This window comes from Methylomonas sp. LW13 (genome assembly GCF_016865255.1).
In the GTDB taxonomy this organism is placed as follows: Bacteria; Pseudomonadota; Gammaproteobacteria; order Methylococcales; family Methylomonadaceae; genus Methylomonas.
Genome location: NZ_CP033381.1, coordinates 5,166,476 through 5,183,699 on the forward strand (window position 1 = coordinate 5,166,476; position 17,224 = coordinate 5,183,699).

General features: G+C 53.5%; 22 protein-coding genes. 6 read left to right on the forward strand and 16 right to left on the reverse strand.

The window, feature by feature from the left end:
* Positions 1-7: 7 nt before the first annotated feature.
* Together atpB and JL719_RS23550 are read right to left on the reverse strand one after the other, a co-directional pair.
* Positions 8-772, reverse strand: coding sequence for a F0F1 ATP synthase subunit A (gene atpB / locus JL719_RS23545; protein WP_026147085.1), 765 nt, complete (start codon positions 770-772; stop codon positions 8-10).
* A gap of 17 nt (positions 773-789) precedes the next feature.
* A complete protein-coding gene (locus JL719_RS23550; RefSeq protein ID WP_033156958.1) occupies positions 790-1,158 on the reverse strand; it encodes an ATP synthase subunit I in 369 nt (122 codons plus the stop codon).
* On the opposite strand from JL719_RS23550, the gene JL719_RS23555 reads away from it, so the two are divergent.
* Positions 1,157-1,303 carry a hypothetical protein gene (locus JL719_RS23555; RefSeq protein WP_165385999.1) on the forward strand — a complete coding sequence of 49 codons (147 nt, stop codon included), beginning with the start codon at positions 1,157-1,159 and terminating at the stop codon, positions 1,301-1,303. The genes JL719_RS23550 and JL719_RS23555 overlap by 2 nt on opposite strands.
* Before the next feature lie 166 nt (positions 1,304-1,469).
* Here JL719_RS23555 and JL719_RS23560 read toward each other — a convergent pair whose 3' ends face one another.
* The 7 genes from JL719_RS23560 to mnmG form a co-directional block, all read right to left on the reverse strand.
* Positions 1,470-2,318, reverse strand: coding sequence for a ParB/RepB/Spo0J family partition protein (locus JL719_RS23560; protein ID WP_033156959.1), 849 nt, complete (start codon positions 2,316-2,318; stop codon positions 1,470-1,472).
* On the reverse strand, positions 2,315-3,091 hold the full coding sequence (locus tag JL719_RS23565) for a ParA family protein (protein WP_020484113.1): 777 nt from the start codon (positions 3,089-3,091) through the stop codon (positions 2,315-2,317). The genes JL719_RS23560 and JL719_RS23565 overlap by 4 nt, the downstream gene beginning before the upstream one ends.
* Positions 3,084-3,704, reverse strand: coding sequence for a 16S rRNA (guanine(527)-N(7))-methyltransferase RsmG (rsmG, locus tag JL719_RS23570; protein WP_033156960.1), 621 nt, complete (start codon positions 3,702-3,704; stop codon positions 3,084-3,086). The genes JL719_RS23565 and rsmG overlap by 8 nt, the downstream gene beginning before the upstream one ends.
* A 72-nt stretch (positions 3,705-3,776) precedes the next feature.
* Entirely contained in the window at positions 3,777-4,052 is a 276-nt protein-coding gene (locus JL719_RS23575; RefSeq protein ID WP_051670026.1) for a hypothetical protein, read from the reverse strand.
* A 40-nt stretch (positions 4,053-4,092) separates the two neighbouring features.
* Positions 4,093-4,356, reverse strand: a complete 264-nt coding sequence (locus JL719_RS23580) for a type II toxin-antitoxin system RelE family toxin (RefSeq protein WP_033156961.1) — start codon at positions 4,354-4,356, stop codon at positions 4,093-4,095.
* Positions 4,346-4,558 carry a YlcI/YnfO family protein gene (locus JL719_RS23585; protein ID WP_033156962.1) on the reverse strand — a complete coding sequence of 71 codons (213 nt, stop codon included), beginning with the start codon at positions 4,556-4,558 and terminating at the stop codon, positions 4,346-4,348. Before JL719_RS23585 ends, JL719_RS23580 begins: the two co-directional genes overlap by 11 nt.
* A gap of 40 nt (positions 4,559-4,598) precedes the next feature.
* Positions 4,599-6,467 (reverse strand): tRNA uridine-5-carboxymethylaminomethyl(34) synthesis enzyme MnmG, encoded by a 1,869-nt coding sequence (mnmG, locus tag JL719_RS23590; protein ID WP_033157015.1) that lies wholly within the window; start codon positions 6,465-6,467, stop codon positions 4,599-4,601.
* 54 nt (positions 6,468-6,521) lie between these two features.
* Here mnmG and JL719_RS23595 point away from each other — a divergent pair, with 54 nt between their 5' ends.
* From JL719_RS23595 to JL719_RS23605, 3 genes are read left to right on the forward strand one after another with little or no spacing between them, the layout of a single operon-like run.
* Positions 6,522-6,761, forward strand: coding sequence for a DUF7230 family protein (locus tag JL719_RS23595; protein ID WP_033156963.1), 240 nt, complete (start codon positions 6,522-6,524; stop codon positions 6,759-6,761).
* A 27-nt stretch (positions 6,762-6,788) separates the two neighbouring features.
* The gene (ribA, locus tag JL719_RS23600; RefSeq protein WP_051670028.1) at positions 6,789-7,397 is read left to right on the forward strand and encodes a GTP cyclohydrolase II; all 609 of its coding nucleotides are present in this window, start codon (positions 6,789-6,791) and stop codon (positions 7,395-7,397) included.
* Between the two features lie 8 nt (positions 7,398-7,405).
* Complete coding sequence (locus JL719_RS23605; protein WP_033156964.1) at positions 7,406-9,793, forward strand: Lon protease family protein; 2,388 nt, start codon at positions 7,406-7,408, stop codon at positions 9,791-9,793.
* Between the two features lie 209 nt (positions 9,794-10,002).
* Here the strand turns inward: JL719_RS23605 and JL719_RS23610 are convergent, their stop codons facing one another.
* Entirely contained in the window at positions 10,003-10,845 is an 843-nt protein-coding gene (locus JL719_RS23610; RefSeq protein ID WP_084153302.1) for a matrixin family metalloprotease, read from the reverse strand.
* Between the two features lie 278 nt (positions 10,846-11,123).
* On the opposite strand from JL719_RS23610, the gene JL719_RS23615 reads away from it, so the two are divergent.
* Positions 11,124-12,035 (forward strand): ATP-binding response regulator, encoded by a 912-nt coding sequence (locus JL719_RS23615; RefSeq protein WP_033156966.1) that lies wholly within the window; start codon positions 11,124-11,126, stop codon positions 12,033-12,035.
* Positions 12,036-12,058: 23 nt separating this feature from the next.
* On the opposite strand, the gene JL719_RS23620 is transcribed toward JL719_RS23615, so the two are convergent.
* Positions 12,059-12,580 (reverse strand): GNAT family N-acetyltransferase, encoded by a 522-nt coding sequence (locus JL719_RS23620; protein ID WP_033156967.1) that lies wholly within the window; start codon positions 12,578-12,580, stop codon positions 12,059-12,061.
* A 147-nt stretch (positions 12,581-12,727) separates the two neighbouring features.
* Here JL719_RS23620 and JL719_RS23625 point away from each other — a divergent pair, with 147 nt between their 5' ends.
* Positions 12,728-13,477: a hypothetical protein gene (locus JL719_RS23625; RefSeq protein WP_033156968.1), complete on the forward strand. Its 750-nt coding sequence runs from the start codon at positions 12,728-12,730 to the stop codon at positions 13,475-13,477.
* 11 nt (positions 13,478-13,488) lie between these two features.
* On the opposite strand, the gene JL719_RS23630 is transcribed toward JL719_RS23625, so the two are convergent.
* The 5 genes from JL719_RS23630 to JL719_RS23650 all read right to left on the reverse strand — a co-directional run bounded on the left by JL719_RS23630 (position 13,489) and on the right by JL719_RS23650 (position 17,224).
* On the reverse strand, positions 13,489-13,959 hold the full coding sequence (locus tag JL719_RS23630; protein WP_033156969.1) for a hypothetical protein: 471 nt from the start codon (positions 13,957-13,959) through the stop codon (positions 13,489-13,491).
* A 121-nt stretch (positions 13,960-14,080) separates the two neighbouring features.
* Positions 14,081-14,488, reverse strand: a complete 408-nt coding sequence (locus JL719_RS23635; RefSeq protein ID WP_084153303.1) for a hypothetical protein — start codon at positions 14,486-14,488, stop codon at positions 14,081-14,083.
* Positions 14,485-16,224, reverse strand: coding sequence for an Hsp70 family protein (locus tag JL719_RS23640; RefSeq protein WP_033156970.1), 1,740 nt, complete (start codon positions 16,222-16,224; stop codon positions 14,485-14,487). Before JL719_RS23640 ends, JL719_RS23635 begins: the two co-directional genes overlap by 4 nt.
* Positions 16,225-16,241: 17 nt before the next feature.
* Complete coding sequence (locus JL719_RS23645) at positions 16,242-16,892, reverse strand: nucleotide exchange factor GrpE (RefSeq protein ID WP_033156971.1); 651 nt, start codon at positions 16,890-16,892, stop codon at positions 16,242-16,244.
* A complete protein-coding gene (locus JL719_RS23650; protein ID WP_033156972.1) occupies positions 16,889-17,224 on the reverse strand; it encodes a J domain-containing protein in 336 nt (111 codons plus the stop codon). Before JL719_RS23650 ends, JL719_RS23645 begins: the two co-directional genes overlap by 4 nt.

Here is a 17,224-nt window from a genome sequence, read left to right on the forward strand (position 1 = left end):
AAAACTATTAATGATCTTCGTGCGCCAAGCTCAAATACACAATGGTTAACACCATGAATATGAAGGCTTGCAGGGTAATAACCAGGATGTGAAATACCGCCCAAGGAAAACCCAGCAATGGCTGAACGATAGGTGGCAGCAAAGCGATCAGGATAAATACCAGCTCACCGGCATATAAGTTACCGAATAACCGCAGGCCCAGCGAGATAGGTTTCGCCAATTCTTCAACTGTTTTCAGCAGCAGATTGAACGGCATCATTTTCGGGCCGAAAGGTGTGCAAGTCATTTCCTTAGCAAACCCCATCAAGCCTTTAACCTTTATGCTGTAAAAGAATATCAGGAAGAATACGCTGATAGACAATGCAAAGGTACCGTTCAAATCGGTACTCGGCACCACGCGCATGTATTCCATGCCCATCAAACTGCCTATCATCGGCAACAAATCCACCGGCAACATGTCCATGGCATTCCACATGAACACCCAGCAGAAAATCGTTAACGACAGCGGCGCTATTAAAGGACTACGGCCATGAAAACTGTCCTTAACTTGGGTATCAACGAATTCGACCAAGGTCTCCGCAATATTTTGCGCCAACCCCGGCACGCCGGATGTCGCTCTTTCCGCTACCGTTTTGAAAAACAGAATGAACAATCCGCCCAAAAACGCGGAGAAAAACAAGGTATCCAGATGCAATGTCCAAAATCCCTCACCCACCGACAACGGTGTCAAGTGATGGACTATATAACCGGTTGCGCCACCTTCAGTACTCATTTGTCCTCGCTAAAAAACTAATCACGCCACCAAAACAGCGCAAACCAAAAAACCGACAACACTGCGATGTAACCCACCATCAGCGTTAAGAAATCAACAGAGGGAATCTGTAAAACGATAGAAAACAGGGCTACCGTCAAAATTAACTTAACCGTTTCGCCTGCATAAAATGCATTAACGATGCCCTGCGCGCCCAAATCCTTGGCCAGATAGATTTTGTAGGCAAAATACAGATTGGGCAGTAAAGCCACAAACCCTCCGAATAATGGAGACACCGCACTTTTCCAACCGCCTATCAATAAAAATCCCGACGCCACTAATGCAGCCATCAGGACTTGTCCAAAAACTACTTTTCTGACAGTAGAAAAATCATTTCTAGCTGTCATGTACTTCCCCTTTCGTCTTGAGCTGGGCGATTATATCCAGCCAGCACGTCTAAAGCAAGGTAAGCACATTCAGCAAGAAGCAATCAGCGTCGCCACCTTGTTGATTTGGCAAGACTATCCCAACGAGCCCACTGTCCACACCTAGCCACTACAGACGTATTCCAAACGCTCAATTCCAACGCTTACAGCAATACACATGCCATTTCGTAACATATTGATTTTCTACAATGTTACCCAAAACGGCAATGTAGCAAATCCGACAAAGCACCGAACCATGACCGAAATACGACATTTGCCAGCCCCCGAAGCACTCAATTGATTTTCTTTATGATGCCCTCCAGCTCTTCCAAACTGGTGTAAGTAAAAATCAATTTACCTTTGCCACTGCTCTGATGATTAATTTCCACCTTGGCACCGGTTCGCTCACTCAGGTCACGCTGCAAACGCAAGGTATCCGGATCGACTTTTTTTACTACCGCAGGTTTATCTTCATGCTGTTCGCGCACCAGCTTTTCTACCGCTCTGACGGTCAAGCCTTGTTTCACAGCTTTATTGGCAATTTCGATTTGTTTGGCTTCGTCCAACCCCAGCAAGGCGCGGGCATGCCCCATTTCCAGTAAGCCCTTGCCCAACATGCCTTTCACTTCGCCGGCCAACTCCAGCAGACGCAATAAATTAGTGATCGTAGTGCGCGACTTGCCTACCGCCGTGGCGATCTGCTGATGGGTGAGTTCAAATTCGTCCTGCAAGCGGTGCAAGGCCTCGGCTTCTTCCAGCGCATTCAAATCCTCGCGCTGAATGTTTTCAATCAAGGCGATCGCCATCACCGAGCGATCATCCAAATCCTTGACCAACACCGGCACGTCCCGCAGTTCTGCCAATTGCGCGGCGCGCCAGCGGCGTTCGCCGGCGATGATTTCGTATTTCTCGCTATCTATTTTTCGAACAATGATAGGTTGGATGATGCCTTGCGCAGCAATCGAATCGGACAACTCCTTCAGCTTCTCCGGATCCATATCCTTGCGCGGCTGATACTTGCCGCGCTGCAAAAATTCAATAGGCAAATTTTGCGTGTCTTGAGATTTTTCCGCCACCGGCGCGCTCACATCGCCCAACAACTCGCTTAAACCCCGCCCTAAACCGCGTTTTTTTTGCATCATTTTTTTGCCGCTTTTTCTTTTCTGATCATTTCGCCGGCCAGCGCTATGTATGCCATCGCCCCGCGCGAAGCTTTATCGTAAGCCAGCACCGGCACACCATGACTTGGCGCCTCTGCCAGACGGATGTTTCTGGGAATAGTGGTCCGGAAGACTTTGTCGCCGAAATACTCAATCAGTTGATCCGAGACGTCTTTGCCCAACCGGCTGCGGCTATCGACCATGGTTCTGAGGATGCCTTCCAGATACAAACCGGGATTGACGCTATCGCGGATGCTGCGCAGGGTGGACATCAGTGAAGACAATCCCTCCAGCGAATAATACTCGCACTGCATCGGAATCAATACGCTGTTGGCGGCCACCATTGCATTCAAGGTCAACATATTTAACGACGGCGGACAGTCGATCAAAATGTAGTCGTATTGATCTTTAATGGTCAGCAAAGCATCGGCCAGACGCCGTTCTCGATGCTGCGCACTCATCAACTGCACTTCAGCGGCGGTTAAATCGGCGTTACCCGGAATCAAATCAAAACCCAGCTGCTTGTTTTTCACGACAATCTCGGAAACCGGCACTTCTTCCAGCAACAACTCGCAGCTGGAATATTCGATTTCTTCCTTATTCACGCCGCAGCCCATGGCCGCGTTGCCTTGCGGGTCCAGGTCGATTAACAACACCTTGCGCTTGGTAGCCGCCAATGCCGCCGCCAGATTGACGCTAGTGGTGGTTTTGCCGACGCCGCCTTTTTGGTTGGTAATCGCGATAATCTTAGCCATGCTTGGGTTTCTCCAGTCGAATCAGGCAGCGTTCGGCGTCTATGCCGGGCACCGTCAGCGGAATCACGCTGTATGTTGCGGCCAAGTCTATCAGCTCTTGCTCGGGCTGCTGACCTTTCATCGCCAGCAGCACACCATCCTCCGCCAGCAAATGACCGGTGAGCTGCAGAATGTCGGGCATGCTGGCAAACGCCCTGCACAGCACCGTGGAAAATAATTCCGCCGGTTGCAGCAGTTCAACGCGGCTATGCACGACCTCGACATTTTTCAGCTTTAACTCCAGCACAGCCTGCTGGACGAAGCGGGTTTTCTTGGAATTGGAATCGACCAAGGTGAAATGACAATCCGGCCGGCAAACCGCCAACGGAATCCCCGGCAAACCAGCACCGGTTCCGATGTCGGCAACACGCGAACCATGAAGATACGGCAGAATCGCCAAGCTATCCAGAATGTGTAGACTGACCATCTCCAGCGGATCGCGCACCGCCGTCAGGTTATAGGCTTTGTTCCATTTTTCAATTAGTTTTATGAAGGCTAGCAAGCAAGTGACTTGTGGCTCAGACAGCGCAAGATCGGCAAGGCCGGCATTTAAACGGGTGATAAGTGAATCCATGTCAATTCAAAATGAAATCCAGGCAAGCCTTTTCAAAGCGAACCCCGTCAGAACTCGCGTTATTTCGAACATTTAAAGCTTTAGCTCCAAAACAAACTCAACATACCGGCGCATTGCGGAACAGTAGTTGCGAATGGTTTTTGGCTCCCTTTGACTAGTGAATTTTTGCACGATGTTGTTTATATCTTCCTCTGATTTGAGTAACGACGGCGTTATCTCTTGCCCAATAAGCGTTGCTACTGAGCGAAGATAGGAGATATACGAATCTGGTGACGAAGCAACATGATCATTTGCGCCAACACCGCGTTTCTGAATAAACTCAAGATATTGCTTTTCATGCTGAATCATTAAATTGTTCCTAGCTCCCATATTTTACAGTGGACAATCCTTAGTTATAAACCGAGGAACGATGATCCAACCCTACCACCAGAATCAAAAGCCGGTCATCGACTATCCGTGCCAGAATTCGATAATCGCCAACGCGATAACGCCACAACCCCGCCAAAGGCCCTTGCAAGGCTTTGCCGTTAGCACGCGGGTCGTCGAGCACTTGCAATTTTAACCAGTAATCCTGCAGCCGCTTTTTGGTGGTGGCGTCCAGTTTGGCGAATTGCTTGGCGACTTTGGGGGTAAATTCGACCCTATACCCCATGCTCGGCAATTAATTTGTCCAAAGGTATCGAGGCTTCGCCACTGGCGATGAAATCGCGGTAGGCGGCTTCCGCAGTCTGCGCATCGGCCTTGTCTTCCAGATAACTTTCCAGCAAGCGGTCAACAAATTGCGCAAGACTTTGACCTTCGTCTTGCGCGGCATGAATCAGGCGGCTTTCGACATTCGCAGGTAATTCAATCATCGCATACGCTCCTAAAGTGGGCTAATGTCTTGGCAGATTATCAAGCGCTTTTCTTCTTCAAATGCACCAACAACAATGAAATCGCCGCCGGGGTAATTCCGGGAATCCGCGAGGCTTGGCCCAAGGTTTCCGGACGCTGCTTTTTCAATTTTTCGCTGACTTCGTTAGACAGGCCCGATACTAGGCTGTAATCGACGTTTTCGGGTAATTTCAAATGTTCGTAGCGCTGAGTCCGGTTAATTTCGGTTTGCTGCCTGTCGATATAACCGGCGTATTTGGCTTGGATCGCCACCTGCTCGGCCACTTGTTCATCCACCTCGGTTTCATCGCTGAAACGCAGCAGATTCTCGACATCCACTTCCGGCCGGCGCAGCATTTCCATCAGGCTGGCTTCTTTCAACAGCTTTTTGCCCCACAATTGCTCGGCCAGCGCGGCTTCATCCGATTCGGTGCGTATCCATTTTTTAGCCAACTTGCCTTGCAAATTGGCGATGGCCTCGCGCTTTTCTTCAAAGCGCTGCCAGCGGGCATCGTCAACCAAGCCCAGTTCTCGACCTTGTTCGGTCAAACGCAGATCTGCATTGTCTTCGCGCAGTTGCAAACGATATTCGGCGCGACTGGTAAACATCCGGTACGGCTCGGCGGTGCCGCGCGTGATCAAATCATCGATCATCACGCCGATGTAGGCTTCGTCACGGCCGGGACACCAACTTTCCAGGCCTTTGGCCAGACGCGCCGCATTCAAACCGGCGATCAAGCCTTGGGCAGCAGCTTCTTCGTAGCCAGTGGTGCCATTGATCTGGCCGGCGAAGAACAGTGCGTTCATATGCTTGGTTTCCAGCGAGGTTTTCAAATCGCGCGGATCGAAAAAATCGTACTCGATCGCATAACCGGGACGCACGATTTCCGCATTCTCGAAACCCAGCATGGTCCGGATGAATCGATACTGAATATCAAACGGCAGGCTGGTGGAAATGCCGTTGGGATAGACTTCGTTGGTGGTCAAACCTTCCGGTTCAACGAAAATCTGGTGTGAATCGCGGTCGGCAAAACGCACTACCTTATCTTCAATGGACGGACAGTAACGTGGCCCCACGCCTTCGATAATGCCGGAATACATTGGCGACCGATCCAGACCGGAGCGAATGATGTCGTGGGTTTCTTGATTGGTACGGGTGATATGGCAGCAAATTTGCCGTGGGTGCTGTTCGCGGCTACCCATGAACGAAAATACCGGCAACGGCGTGTCGCCGTGCTGTTCCTGCAACTTGCTGTAATCGATAGTGCGGCCGTCGATACGCGCCGGGGTACCGGTTTTCAAACGGCCAATACGAAACGGCAGCTCCCGCAAACGCTCGGCCAAGGCAATCGATGCAGCATCCCCGGCGCGGCCGCCGCTGTAATTTTCCAAGCCGATGTGGATACGGCCCGCCAAAAAGGTACCGGCGGTCAACACCACCGCTCTGGCGTTGAACTCCAGCCCCATTTGGGTTTTGACACCGGTCACGCGGTCGCCCTGCACGATCAGATCGGATACGGTTTGTTGAAACAGCGCCAGATTGGGCTGATTTTCCAGCGCTGTGCGCACCGCTTGCTTGTAAAGCATCCGGTCCGCCTGCGCCCGGGTCGCCCGTACCGCCGGGCCTTTGCTGGCATTCAAGATACGGAACTGGATGCCGCCTATATCGATGGCCTGCGCCATAATGCCGCCCAGCGCATCCACCTCCTTGACCAGATGACCCTTACCAATCCCGCCGATGGCCGGGTTGCAACTCATCTGCCCTAGGGTCTCAATGTTTTGCGATAACAACAGAGTTTGCGCACCAGAACGGGCAGCAGCCAAGGCTGCCTCGGTACCGGCATGGCCACCACCCACTACGATCACATCAAAGTCTTTCTGGAATTTCACAGGCAATCTATGTTCAAATAAAACGTTATTTTAATAGCTTGCGGAGAAAAAAGCATGAGAAAACAAAACCCCAACAAGGACTTGCAAGACAAGCCCAACAAAAACCCGGTGGCGAAATTCGCCCATCAGTTCAACAAAGCGCAGGTTTTCGCCGACAAAACTCGCTATAGCCGCAAAGCCAAACACGCTGGCCTGGAGCCTTTCGTAATCGTTGCCAACTCAGCAATTACGAAAGGCTCCAGGCATATGAACATCGCTTCTGCCGCTAAGCAGTCGCGGGCAATTGCCGCTTAATGCCGCAGATTGAGGACTCCCACAGCAGTGAAAGCAAGCATAGAAGATAAAGTTCAAACCCGAATTCCCACCAAGCACGGCGAATTCATCCTCCACTACTACAGCAACAGCCTCGACAAAAAAGAACACGTCGCCTTCGTGAAAGGCGAGGTAGCCGGCAAGGAAGACGTTCCGGTACGCATCCATTCCGAGTGTTTCACCGGCGATGTGCTGGGCTCACGGCGCTGCGACTGTGGCGAACAGCTGGATATGGCGCTGGATTTGATCAACACCGCCGGCTGCGGCGTTTTGATTTATTTACGCCAGGAAGGCCGCGGCATCGGTTTGCTGAAAAAGCTCCAGGCTTACAATCTGCAGGACCAAGGCCTGGATACCGTCGATGCCAACATCAAGCTAGGCCACCTCGCCGACGAGCGCCAATACGACATCGCCGCGCTGATTTTGAATAGCCTGCAAGTGCGCTCCATTGAGCTCATCACCAACAATCCATTGAAAATCGACGAACTCACCAAGCTGGGGATTCAGGTGAACAACCGTATCGCTATCGAAACCCGCATTCATCAAGACAATCTTGAATATCTGAAAACCAAAGCCGAACGCATGAGCCACATGCTGTCGATGCCTAACAGCAAATAACCCGCATCATGCTTGAACAATTGAAATTGCCGGTCTCGGCCCTGAAGCTGGCGATTGACCTGCCCAGTGCCGCGCCAAGCGCACAACACAACGTCATCCTCGGCCAAACTCGCGCCCAATCCGCTTTAGCGTTTGGCATTGCGATGAAGGCGCCGGGCTATAACATCTTTGTGATGGGCGACCCCGGCACCGGCCGCTTGTCCATGGTCAGCCATTATTTAAGCACCTATGCCGAACAGCAAGAATCGTCGCTGTCTTATGCCTACGTCGATAACTTCGAGAATCAGCGCGAGCCAGTGGCTATCGAATTGCCGTCCGGGGAAGGGCATAGTTTTGCCAAGGACATCGAAAAGCTGATTGATGACGTGCTGGCCACCTTTCCGGCCGCCTTCGAAAGCCCTAGTTACCAACAGAAAAAGACGGCGATAGAGCGCCGCTTTAACCAGCGTTACAACGCCGCCATCGATCTGGTCGACGCCAAAGCCCGCGAGATGAGCGTGGCGCTGTATCGTGACAGCGACACCATCACTTTTCTACCAATCCGCAACGACAAGGCGCTAGATGAAGACCAATTCACTCTACTGCCGCAAGCGGAGCGCGACGCCTTCCACCAACACACTGAAGAGTTGGAAGAATTTCTCGGCGACGTATTGCTGGAACTGCCGCAATGGCGGCGTACGCTGGTGGAAGAAACCCGCCAGCTCGACAACGACACCATCAAGCAAGCGTTGGAGCCGCTGCTGGCCGAGCTGAACGACAAATACCAAAATGTCGATGACGTCATTTCTTACTTGGCGGAAATCGAAAAAAGCCTGAGCAATACCATCGGCGAATTGCTGATGCCCAGCCGCAGCCAGGATAGCCGAGAGATCATCGCCAAGCGCTTGGCGCTAATCGAGCAATATCTGCCCAATATCCTGGTCGATTGCAAACACGACGGCAACGGCGCACCAGTCATTTACGAACCACATCCGATCTATCAAAATCTGTTCGGCCGCATTGAGTACATCAGCGACCAAGGCACGCTGTTGACCAGCTATCGGCGCATTTGCCCTGGCTCCTTGCATCGCGCCAACGGCGGTTATCTGATACTGGATGCGGAAAAAGTCCTGACTTATCCCTTCGTCTGGGAAGGCCTGAAACGGGCATTACAGGCCGGCCGCATCGAGATTGAATCACCGTATTCCGAGTTGGGCATCAATACCATCACCCTAAAGCCCGGCGTAATCCCGCTCAATGTCAAAGTGATTCTGGTCGGCTCCCGCGATATTTATTATTTGCTGGAAGAGCTGGATAGCGAATTTAACGAAATGTTTCGGGTGCTGGCCGACTTTGATGACCATATCAAACGCAGCCCGGACAACGTTAGCCAGTTTGTGACCTTGCTAAAACGCCACGCCGCCGACTCCGGCGCCAAAGCCTTGACCGATGGCGCTTTGCTGCGCTTGATCGAATACAGCTGCCGGCTGGCGGAAAACCAACAACGCCTGTCCGCGCACGTCAACAGCTGTCTGGAAATCATCGCCGAAGCCAACCTGCTAGCCGACCAAACCAACGCGATTAATATTGATAAGGCCGAGATCGAACTGGCACTATCGGCACGAGAACAACGCAACGGCCGCATCGCCGAAGCCATCCTGGAAGAAATGCTGGAAGGCACCATCCTGATCGACACCGACGGCGAAGCCATCGGCAAGGTCAACGGCCTGACGGTGATGGACATCGGCGGCAGCAGCTTCGGCGCGCCGGCGCGGATCACCGCCACCGTGCATCCCGGTTCCCGAGGCATCGTCGATATCGAGCGCGAAGTGGAACTGGGCCAACCCATCCATTCCAAAGGCGTAATGATTTTGAGCGGCTATCTCGGCCATTGCTATGCCCAGCAATTTCCGTTGGCCATCTCCGCCAGCATTGCCATGGAGCAGTCTTACGGCCACATAGACGGCGACAGCGCCTCCTTGGCCGAGCTGTGCTGTTTGATCTCGGCACTGACGCGCACGCCGATTCAACAAGGCTTTGCCATGACCGGCTCGATCAATCAGTACGGCGAAGTACAAGCCATCGGCGGCGTCAACGAAAAAATCGAAGGCTTTTTCGAACTCTGCGCGGCGCGCGGTTTGACCGGCAAACAAGCCGTGATCATTCCGGCATCCAACAAACGCAATTTGATGCTAAAGCAACAAGTGGTGGATGCCGTCGAGCAAGGCCTATTTGCCATTTACACCGTTTCCAGCGCCGATGAAGCGTTAAGCCTGCTAACCGGCCAGGAAGCCGGCAAGCTCAATGCGGAAGGCCAGTATCCGGAAGGCAGCGTCAACTTCAAGGCTGTGGCCCGTTTAAAGGAAATTTCCGATATGTCGGTGGACGAGGATAAGGAGACCGAGACCGGGGCATAACGCCGCGTCGCTCGGCTCATCAACCAAGATTGCAGCAAGATACAACCCGCGCAGTCGGTGGCAACCGATTGAAAATGCTCACTATAGCTGAGACATGCGTGAGGTCAAACCCTTAAAAGCGCGGGCTTCAATAAACCTGGTTAGCCTTAATCGAAGACATTCGGATAAGGCTAACCAAGCAGCTTAGAATACAAAAAAGTTATCGCAAGCTAGGCCATATCGCGCTTGCGATTCAGCCATGACAGGCCGAACAGGGCCGCGCCGAAAGACCAGACCGCTGCAGGTAATGGAACCGGAGCAGGCGCGCCGTAAAGGTATTGAATGCCGGCAATGTCGTCTGCATCCAACGTACGATTGATCTTGCCGAAACAGGAACCGCCCACTTCCATCACCGGGCAACTACTGTCAAAGGCGGCCGGGTGCGCCAAACCCAAGGCGTGTCCCAGTTCGTGCAGCAACAGACTTTCGAAGTCATTCGGTGTGGTAGAAGAGCCTCCCGGAAAAAAAGTATCGCCATCCTTGCCCGGTTGAAAGCCATAAAAAGAGTTAGCATCAAAAATTATATCGCCGCTACCGGTGCCGCCGTTGGGTGGTGGCGCATAGCCAACCGCACCGCCGCCGGAAGCAAAAGCAAATACGCCGATGCGTATATCCGGGTTGCCGGCCGCCGGGTTATTGATGGCTAATCCGGAATCTGTAAACGGTCCGACAAAGCTGATGTTGGCGACGCTGGCCCATTTATCCATCGCGGCTTCAATGGCGCCCTGTAAATCCGTCAGCAACACCGAGGTGTAACCGGTGCCCGGCGAATTTTCGATGTTGAGCATGGTTTGAGCGGTGCCCGGGCAGGCATCGCCGCAATAAGCCGACCCAGCGGTGCCGGCCGGGATAAAGCCCCAACTTATTGTACCGCCCGGCGTGCCCGGCGTATTGCTCCCGCCCCACTTCAACACCCCACCGCTGCCGTCATCAAAGGTGTTAAACGCCATCGCAGCATTGGCAACCAGCAAAAAGCCGATGCCGGCAAACACTCTACACAATCTGTTAACCATGGTAATTCCCCCAATTTCCGTCTTCAATCCAACCGAGACCGCAAACAATCGCGACCGCACCAAAAGCAAGCGGCATTTTTGCCCGTATGCTTTTGTGATTCGTTTAACATATACTTGAAAAATCGCAAAAATAAATTATCGATACTCACTGTGTGGGCAAAATGGGGATTGGCCGCTAAACTTTGTTTCGAAACGCTATTTTCTATCACAGCAGACTGTCTATGAGTCCAGGGCTACTAAAATGTTTGTATTATCCGTAGCCTCAAGGAGATTTGGCGTTGAAATCCAATTCCGACTATAAAGCCTGCATCCTCATCGCCGACGATGTGAAACTGATGCGGGACATCCTCCGCACATATCTGCAATCTGCCGGTTACGAAGTTCAATCCGCCGAGGACGGGCTCGAAGCCTGGCAGATGTTGAACAGCAGCGAAAAGCCGTTTGACATTGTGGTTACCGACCGCAACATGCCGCAGATGGATGGCATGGCCTTATTGGCCAAGATCAAAGCTGACCCGCGCTTTAGCGATCTGCCGGTTATTTTCCAGACCGGTGAGTCATCGCGGGAGTCGATCGTGGAAGGCATTCAAGCCGGGGTTTACCATTACCTTACCAAGCCCTACGACGAAAAAATTTTACTGGCTTTCGTAGCGGCAGCGCTGGAAGACAGCCGCCGCCACAAGACTTTGAGAACCCGGATTAGCAACAAAAAGGTGGCGCTGGGTTTATTGAGAAAAGCGGAGTTTTCTTTCCGGACCTTGAGCGAGGTCAATGGCTTGACCGCGCTGCTGACCGGGTTGTCATGCAACCCGGAAAAGGTCGCCACCGGGCTTTCCGAATTGCTGCTCAACGCCGTCGAGCATGGCAATTTGGGCATTAGTTATCAAGAAAAAACCGAAATGGTAGGTCAAGGTTGTTGGCGGGAAGAAATCGAGCGCCGACTGGGTTTGCCCGAATATAAAAACAAATTCGTGCAGGTTAAAATCGTTAGAACACCCACTCAGACCATCTTTACCATCAAAGACCAGGGCAAAGGCTTCGATCCATCTCCTTACCTGGATTTCTCCCCGGAACGCGCCTCCGATCTGCATGGCCGCGGCATAGCCTTGTCGCGAATGCTGAGTTTCGACTCACTGGAATACCTTGGAAACGGCAATCAAGTGATTGCCACCGTTAATTTACCGACCTAGGTTCTGCGCTTAAACAAGCTGGCTTACAGGCACTTTTCCAATAACTCCAAAGACAAATCCGCCACTTTTGGCGTCCACATCTCGGGATTTATCGGAAACGCTTTGCTGATGCCGGTACGCCGATAGCCGCGCCGTTCGTAAAACGCCATCAGCTCGGTCCGACAAGGGATCACCGCCATCACCAAATGATTAACTCCCCAAGTTTGTACGGCCTCTGCTTCCGCCGCCGCCAACAAACGCTTGCCAATCCCCAAACCTTGCATAGCCGGCGCGACCGCCAACATGCCGATATGCACCTGTTGATCGACTTTTTGTAAATGCACCGAACCTAACAAATCTCCCTGCCGCCGACACTGCAAAATCATAGACCCCGCACCGGCGATTAAGTCCAGAATATCCGCCGCATCGGTGCGCCGGCCATCCAGCAAATCGGCTTCGGTGGTCCAGCCCTGCCGGCTGGATTCGCCGCGATACGCCGCATTGATAAACTCCGCCAATTGCTCGGCATCGGCCGGTTCGGCTCTGGTAAATGTCAGTTCCAACATGATTAACCTCAAAAAACTCGCTGCTTCGGCAAGCTACCTTACGCACAAATAAAACCTTGCCGAAGCAGAAAAAATCCCCACCTTGCTGCTAAGGTTTATGGGCACTAAGCTGCGTTCATCTTCCCCCACCAAGCCTGGAGCCCCAACATGAAGCCATGCCCCAAGTGTCATCGGGATGTGCTGCCCGCGGAGGAATCCTGCCCGCACTGCGGCATCGTCTTTGCCAAATATTACAAATACCACGGCGATACAAACTCCCCGGCGGCGGAACATCAACAAGTTGTCATTAATCTTGAAGCCCCCGCAGACACCCTATTTGGCGACGACACCTACCGGGACAACGAAGCCGTTTTTCTGGGCCGCTGCCTATTATTACCAGGATTTTTGCTGTGGAGCTGGTTGCTGATTACGCCGGGCCTGGCGAGCAACGCGGTCGGCGCGTCGTTTCTGCATCTGGTCAACCTGCCGTTTCACGAAGCCGGCCATGTGATTTTCCGGCCGTTCGGGCAATTTATCACCTCACTGGGCGGCTCCCTCGGCCAAATTCTGATGCCGACGATTTGCATGTTGACCTTGCTGCTAAAAACCCGCGATCCGTTCGGCGCCGGCTTGTGTTTATGGTGGGTGGGTGAGAACTTCTTGGATATTGCCCCGTATATCAACGACGCCCGCGCCGGGCAACTGCCCTTGCTGGGCGGCAATTTCGGCCATTCCGCCCCTTACGGTTTTCACGATTGGGAATATTTACTGACCGAATCCGGCCTATTGGCCCAGGATCATGCGCTGGCTAAACTCGCGCAGCTACTCGGTGCAATGTTGATGATAGCGGCGCTGATCAGCTGCGGTTACGTGTTGTTCAAACAGCGGCAAAAACTGACTGGCTCAAAACCCGATTAGCCGCCAAGAATTTAGCCCAACCATGCTTTCACTTTTGCCTTCACCTGCGCTTTTACCTGCCGCGACCAACTGTAGATTTCAGTATCGACAATCTTGGCATGCGCCCATTGCAGCCAACCCATCACGGTGTGATAAACAAAAGCGATAAGCCCGAACGTCAGCAACTGCGGCTTGGTCAATTTAAACACCCGCGACACCAGCAAGGTACCGAGTAACTTAGCGAACACTTCCAATAGAATGCCTTGCAACAACAGGCCATGCACGATCAAAGACAGCGCAGCCAGATTCAGCGGAGTGACGATCAATACCGGAATCGCAAATGCCAGCAAAGCCATGGCCGGCGAAGTTTGCGCCAACCAACGCTCAACACTTTCCAGCCTGAGCAGCAGAGCCAGATAGTGCCCGCAAGCCGACAGAAAATCCCACAACCATTCCTCAATGATCAGCAGGATGGCCAGCAGCGTAAGCAGGAGTTTTTTCATGGTGATTTCCCGATAGTAGACGCAGACACTATACCCAAGCGCACTTGCGCTTGTCGCCAATTTAAGTCTTAAAGGATTTGAATTGCCGGGATGTGTAGCTTAGCGGCAATCCGCTAACAGCCTAATCAACACTATGATTTGATTCCGCTTGCGCCGACAACTGGGCAATCATCTCGGCAAATCGGCGCAAGGTTTCATTGTCAGCTTGCAACATTTGTAACAGACTGAGAATGCCACGCGCTTCTTGCCAATCCTGCCGGCCCAAATTTTCGTACAGCGCCCGATACAACTGTTGGATCAAGAAGCCATGTAACAGCTTAGCTGCCGGCGTTTGCTTGAAACTCAAGGAGCGCAGCACCGCCGGCACCGCGATAGCCAAGCGTCCGGCCCGCGCGGTTTGTAATGCGACGCCCAACCACTGTTCGGCCAAGCGTTCGCTACGGAAGATGTGCTGCAACTCCGCACCGCAACGTGGGCACGCCGTGGCCGCACCGAGCCGGGCGTTGCAAGCCGGGCAGCGCGGTATCACGATTCCAGGTAGTAGAGGATGTCGTTCAAGCGCTCGACCGGCTGTTTCAGACCGACCTCGTCACCGCTTTCCAGACACGTCGAGATAGCTTCGATCAGATCCACCATGTCTTCCTTGTCTTCGGCGGAAACGGTTTCGAATAAGGCTTCGGCCTTCTTGATGACTTGCCGCGCGGCAGCCACGGCCGGGCTTTCCGGAACCGAATCCGCCTCGCCACCGGCCGAATCGCCGAACAAGCCGTCGATACGCTGTTTGGCGCTGCTCAGTTCGCCGCTATCGAAGCGGGAAATCGCGTTGTTGATGGTAATGGCTTTTTCCTTGCCGGAGGCTTTTTCTCGCGCCGACACATGCAAGATGCCGTTCAAATCCAGGTCCAGCGTCAAGGTGATGATGTTGCCGGCCGGCACGTCCAACAAGCCTTCGACCAAAAATTCGCCGATTTCGACGTTGTTCAGCGCATCCGGGTCCTCGCCTTGAAAAATCCGCACGTTCACTTCGCGTTGATTGTCGTGAAAGGTTTCGAAAGCTTCGGACTTGCGCACCGGCAACACGCTGTTTTTATGCACGATGGGGATGTATTGATACGGATAAGGCATGCCGTCCAGGTAGCCGACCGCGCAGGTGCCGAAGGTATAGGGCGTCACATCGACCAAGACCGTGCCGATGTCCTCGCCATTAATCATCGCCGCCTGCATCGCCGCGCCCATCGCCACGCACAGATCGGGATCGACTTCGCCGTGCGGCTCGAAACCGAATTCCTCGAACAGCCGCTCGCGGATGCACGGCGTGCGCGTCGAGCCGCCGACCAGAATGATTTCGTCGATGTCCGAGGCGATCAGTTTCGCGCCCTTCAGCGCGATGTGGGTAGCGTCCAGCGTGGCGTTGATGTGGTCGGCGATCAGATCTTCGTATTCCGAACGCGCCAATTCCATTGTCAAATGCAGTGGCGTGCCTTGGCGTTCCAGCAAATATTCTTCCTCTATCGTCGCAAACGGCGCGTCGGACAGTACCAGTTTCGCCTGTTCCGCCGCCCGCACAATACGCGCCATCGCCTTGCCGTGCGGCTCGACTTCGATACCGAATTGCTGGCGAATATGCGCCAAAATCCGCTCGACGATCAGTTGATCGAAATCGTCACCGCCCAGGTGATTGTCGCCATGGCTGGCCAGCACTTCGACGACACCGCTCTGCACGTTGACCACCGATACATCGAAGGTGCCGCCGCCCAAGTCGTAAACCAGCATGCGCTTGGCTTCGAGCTGGCCGGCGCCGTAAACCAAGGCGGCGGCGGTCGGCTCGTTAATCATCCGCACCACCTCCAGCCCGGCGATTTCGCCGGCTTCGCGGGTCGCCTGGCGCTGAGCGTCCGAAAAATAGGCCGGCACGGTAATCACTGCCTTGGCTATCGGCCGACCAACATAGGCTTCGGCAATGCTTTTCAAGCGTTTCAGGATAATCGCTGAAATTTCCTGCGGCGTGTAAGCCTGGCCGGCCATCGTGACTCGCGTATCTTGGCCCATCAGGCGCTTGATCGACTTGACCGTGCGCTCCGGATAAATCAGGTATTGATTGCGGGCGCTGGCGCCGACCAGAATCTCGCCGTTATCGTCCAGCCCGACGAAAGACGGCAATATTTTTGTGCCGCTGTCGGCGATCACGGTGACTTTGCCGTTTTCGACGATGGCTACTTCGGAGTTGGTGGTCCCTAGATCGATGCCGATGATGATGTCGTTCATATGTGTTCCCTGAATGCTTAAAGTTTATTGACCTTGACTTCCGCCAAGCGTAGCACTTGGTCTTCCATTAAAAAGCCCTTGCGCAGTTCTTCCAGCACAATGGCGTTTGCCTGCGAGGGATCGTTGCCGATGGCGATGGTCGCCATGGTCCGTGCGTCGAAGGGCCGGCCGACGCAATCGATGGCAAACACCCGCCGGCGTTGCAGCATCTGTTCCAAGCGCTTCAGCGTGATTTCCTGGCCATCGCCAACGCTGGCGATGAAGCGCACGTCCTGCGGTTTGGAATGCCGGAACAAGCTATCCGCCGGCCGATACTGTTGCACGGCCCGATAGCCGGCATCGAGCCGGTCGTAAATATCCAGCCACTCCAGCAGCAGCGCCCGTTCGTGCTCGCGGCGTTGTTGCTGCAGGCGTTCGTTGGCTTTCGCCAGTTCGTCCGCCAAGGCTTGATTGTCGGCTTTCAAGGTTTCGACTGCCTCGCTCAAGCTATCCAGCGTGGCTTTGAATTGCCGCGACTCGGCTTTGACTTCGGTTTTCAAACCGGCTAGATCGCTGAATAAAGCGGTCAAATCCGGTTGGTCGATTGCGGTCAGATGGGCGAAGTCGGTTTCCTGTAGATAGTGCTGCAAGGCTGTCAGCAACTCGTCTTGCGGGGTGTCTGTCGTCATGATGGCGTTTTAGTCAATTGAGCGAGCGATTTTTCGATGGTCAGCGTGCTCGCCAGCTTTAGGAAATCGTCCGCAGGCATAGTCTCGCCAGTAGCCGATTGGCCGAAGGCTTGCGCCAGCAACGTGTCGAATTCGACACGCGGCATAGCAAACAATGCATGGCGCAGCCGACTGTCTTGGTCTTTGATCGCTTCGAAAGCCTCCTGGATTTCGCGAAAGCGCGCGGGATCGCGGTCGGGCGGATTGTCCTTGACCCGCTGCAAATAGGCTTGTTTGATGTCGGCGTCGCTAGTTTGTTCGGGCACGCCCAGAATACGGTACGGTGAAATCAT

What these genes read in the sequence shown, in the direction of transcription:
- JL719_RS23640 (WP_033156970.1), bottom strand. Translation starts at nt 16,224, where the DNA reads ATGAACGACATCATCATCGGCATCGATCTAGGGACCACCAACTCCGAA.
- JL719_RS23625 (WP_033156968.1), top strand. Translation starts at nt 12,728, where the DNA reads ATGAAGCCATGCCCCAAGTGTCATCGGGATGTGCTGCCCGCGGAGGAA.
- JL719_RS23580 (WP_033156961.1), bottom strand. Translation starts at nt 4,356, where the DNA reads ATGGGGTATAGGGTCGAATTTACCCCCAAAGTCGCCAAGCAATTCGCC.
- rsmG (WP_033156960.1), bottom strand. Translation starts at nt 3,704, where the DNA reads ATGGATTCACTTATCACCCGTTTAAATGCCGGCCTTGCCGATCTTGCG.
- JL719_RS23550 (WP_033156958.1), bottom strand. Translation starts at nt 1,158, where the DNA reads ATGACAGCTAGAAATGATTTTTCTACTGTCAGAAAAGTAGTTTTTGGA.
- JL719_RS23610 (WP_084153302.1), bottom strand. Translation starts at nt 10,845, where the DNA reads ATGGTTAACAGATTGTGTAGAGTGTTTGCCGGCATCGGCTTTTTGCTG.
- atpB (WP_026147085.1), bottom strand. Translation starts at nt 772, where the DNA reads ATGAGTACTGAAGGTGGCGCAACCGGTTATATAGTCCATCACTTGACA.
- JL719_RS23560 (WP_033156959.1), bottom strand. Translation starts at nt 2,318, where the DNA reads ATGATGCAAAAAAAACGCGGTTTAGGGCGGGGTTTAAGCGAGTTGTTG.
- JL719_RS23565 (WP_020484113.1), bottom strand. Translation starts at nt 3,091, where the DNA reads ATGGCTAAGATTATCGCGATTACCAACCAAAAAGGCGGCGTCGGCAAA.
- JL719_RS23645 (WP_033156971.1), bottom strand. Translation starts at nt 16,892, where the DNA reads ATGACGACAGACACCCCGCAAGACGAGTTGCTGACAGCCTTGCAGCAC.
- JL719_RS23630 (WP_033156969.1), bottom strand. Translation starts at nt 13,959, where the DNA reads ATGAAAAAACTCCTGCTTACGCTGCTGGCCATCCTGCTGATCATTGAG.
- JL719_RS23555 (WP_165385999.1), top strand. Translation starts at nt 1,157, where the DNA reads ATGTACTTCCCCTTTCGTCTTGAGCTGGGCGATTATATCCAGCCAGCA.
- JL719_RS23650 (WP_033156972.1), bottom strand. Translation starts at nt 17,224, where the DNA reads ATGATTTCACCGTACCGTATTCTGGGCGTGCCCGAACAAACTAGCGAC.
- JL719_RS23605 (WP_033156964.1), top strand. Translation starts at nt 7,406, where the DNA reads ATGCTTGAACAATTGAAATTGCCGGTCTCGGCCCTGAAGCTGGCGATT.
- JL719_RS23575 (WP_051670026.1), bottom strand. Translation starts at nt 4,052, where the DNA reads ATGATTCAGCATGAAAAGCAATATCTTGAGTTTATTCAGAAACGCGGT.
- JL719_RS23595 (WP_033156963.1), top strand. Translation starts at nt 6,522, where the DNA reads ATGAGAAAACAAAACCCCAACAAGGACTTGCAAGACAAGCCCAACAAA.
- JL719_RS23620 (WP_033156967.1), bottom strand. Translation starts at nt 12,580, where the DNA reads ATGTTGGAACTGACATTTACCAGAGCCGAACCGGCCGATGCCGAGCAA.
- JL719_RS23585 (WP_033156962.1), bottom strand. Translation starts at nt 4,558, where the DNA reads ATGATTGAATTACCTGCGAATGTCGAAAGCCGCCTGATTCATGCCGCG.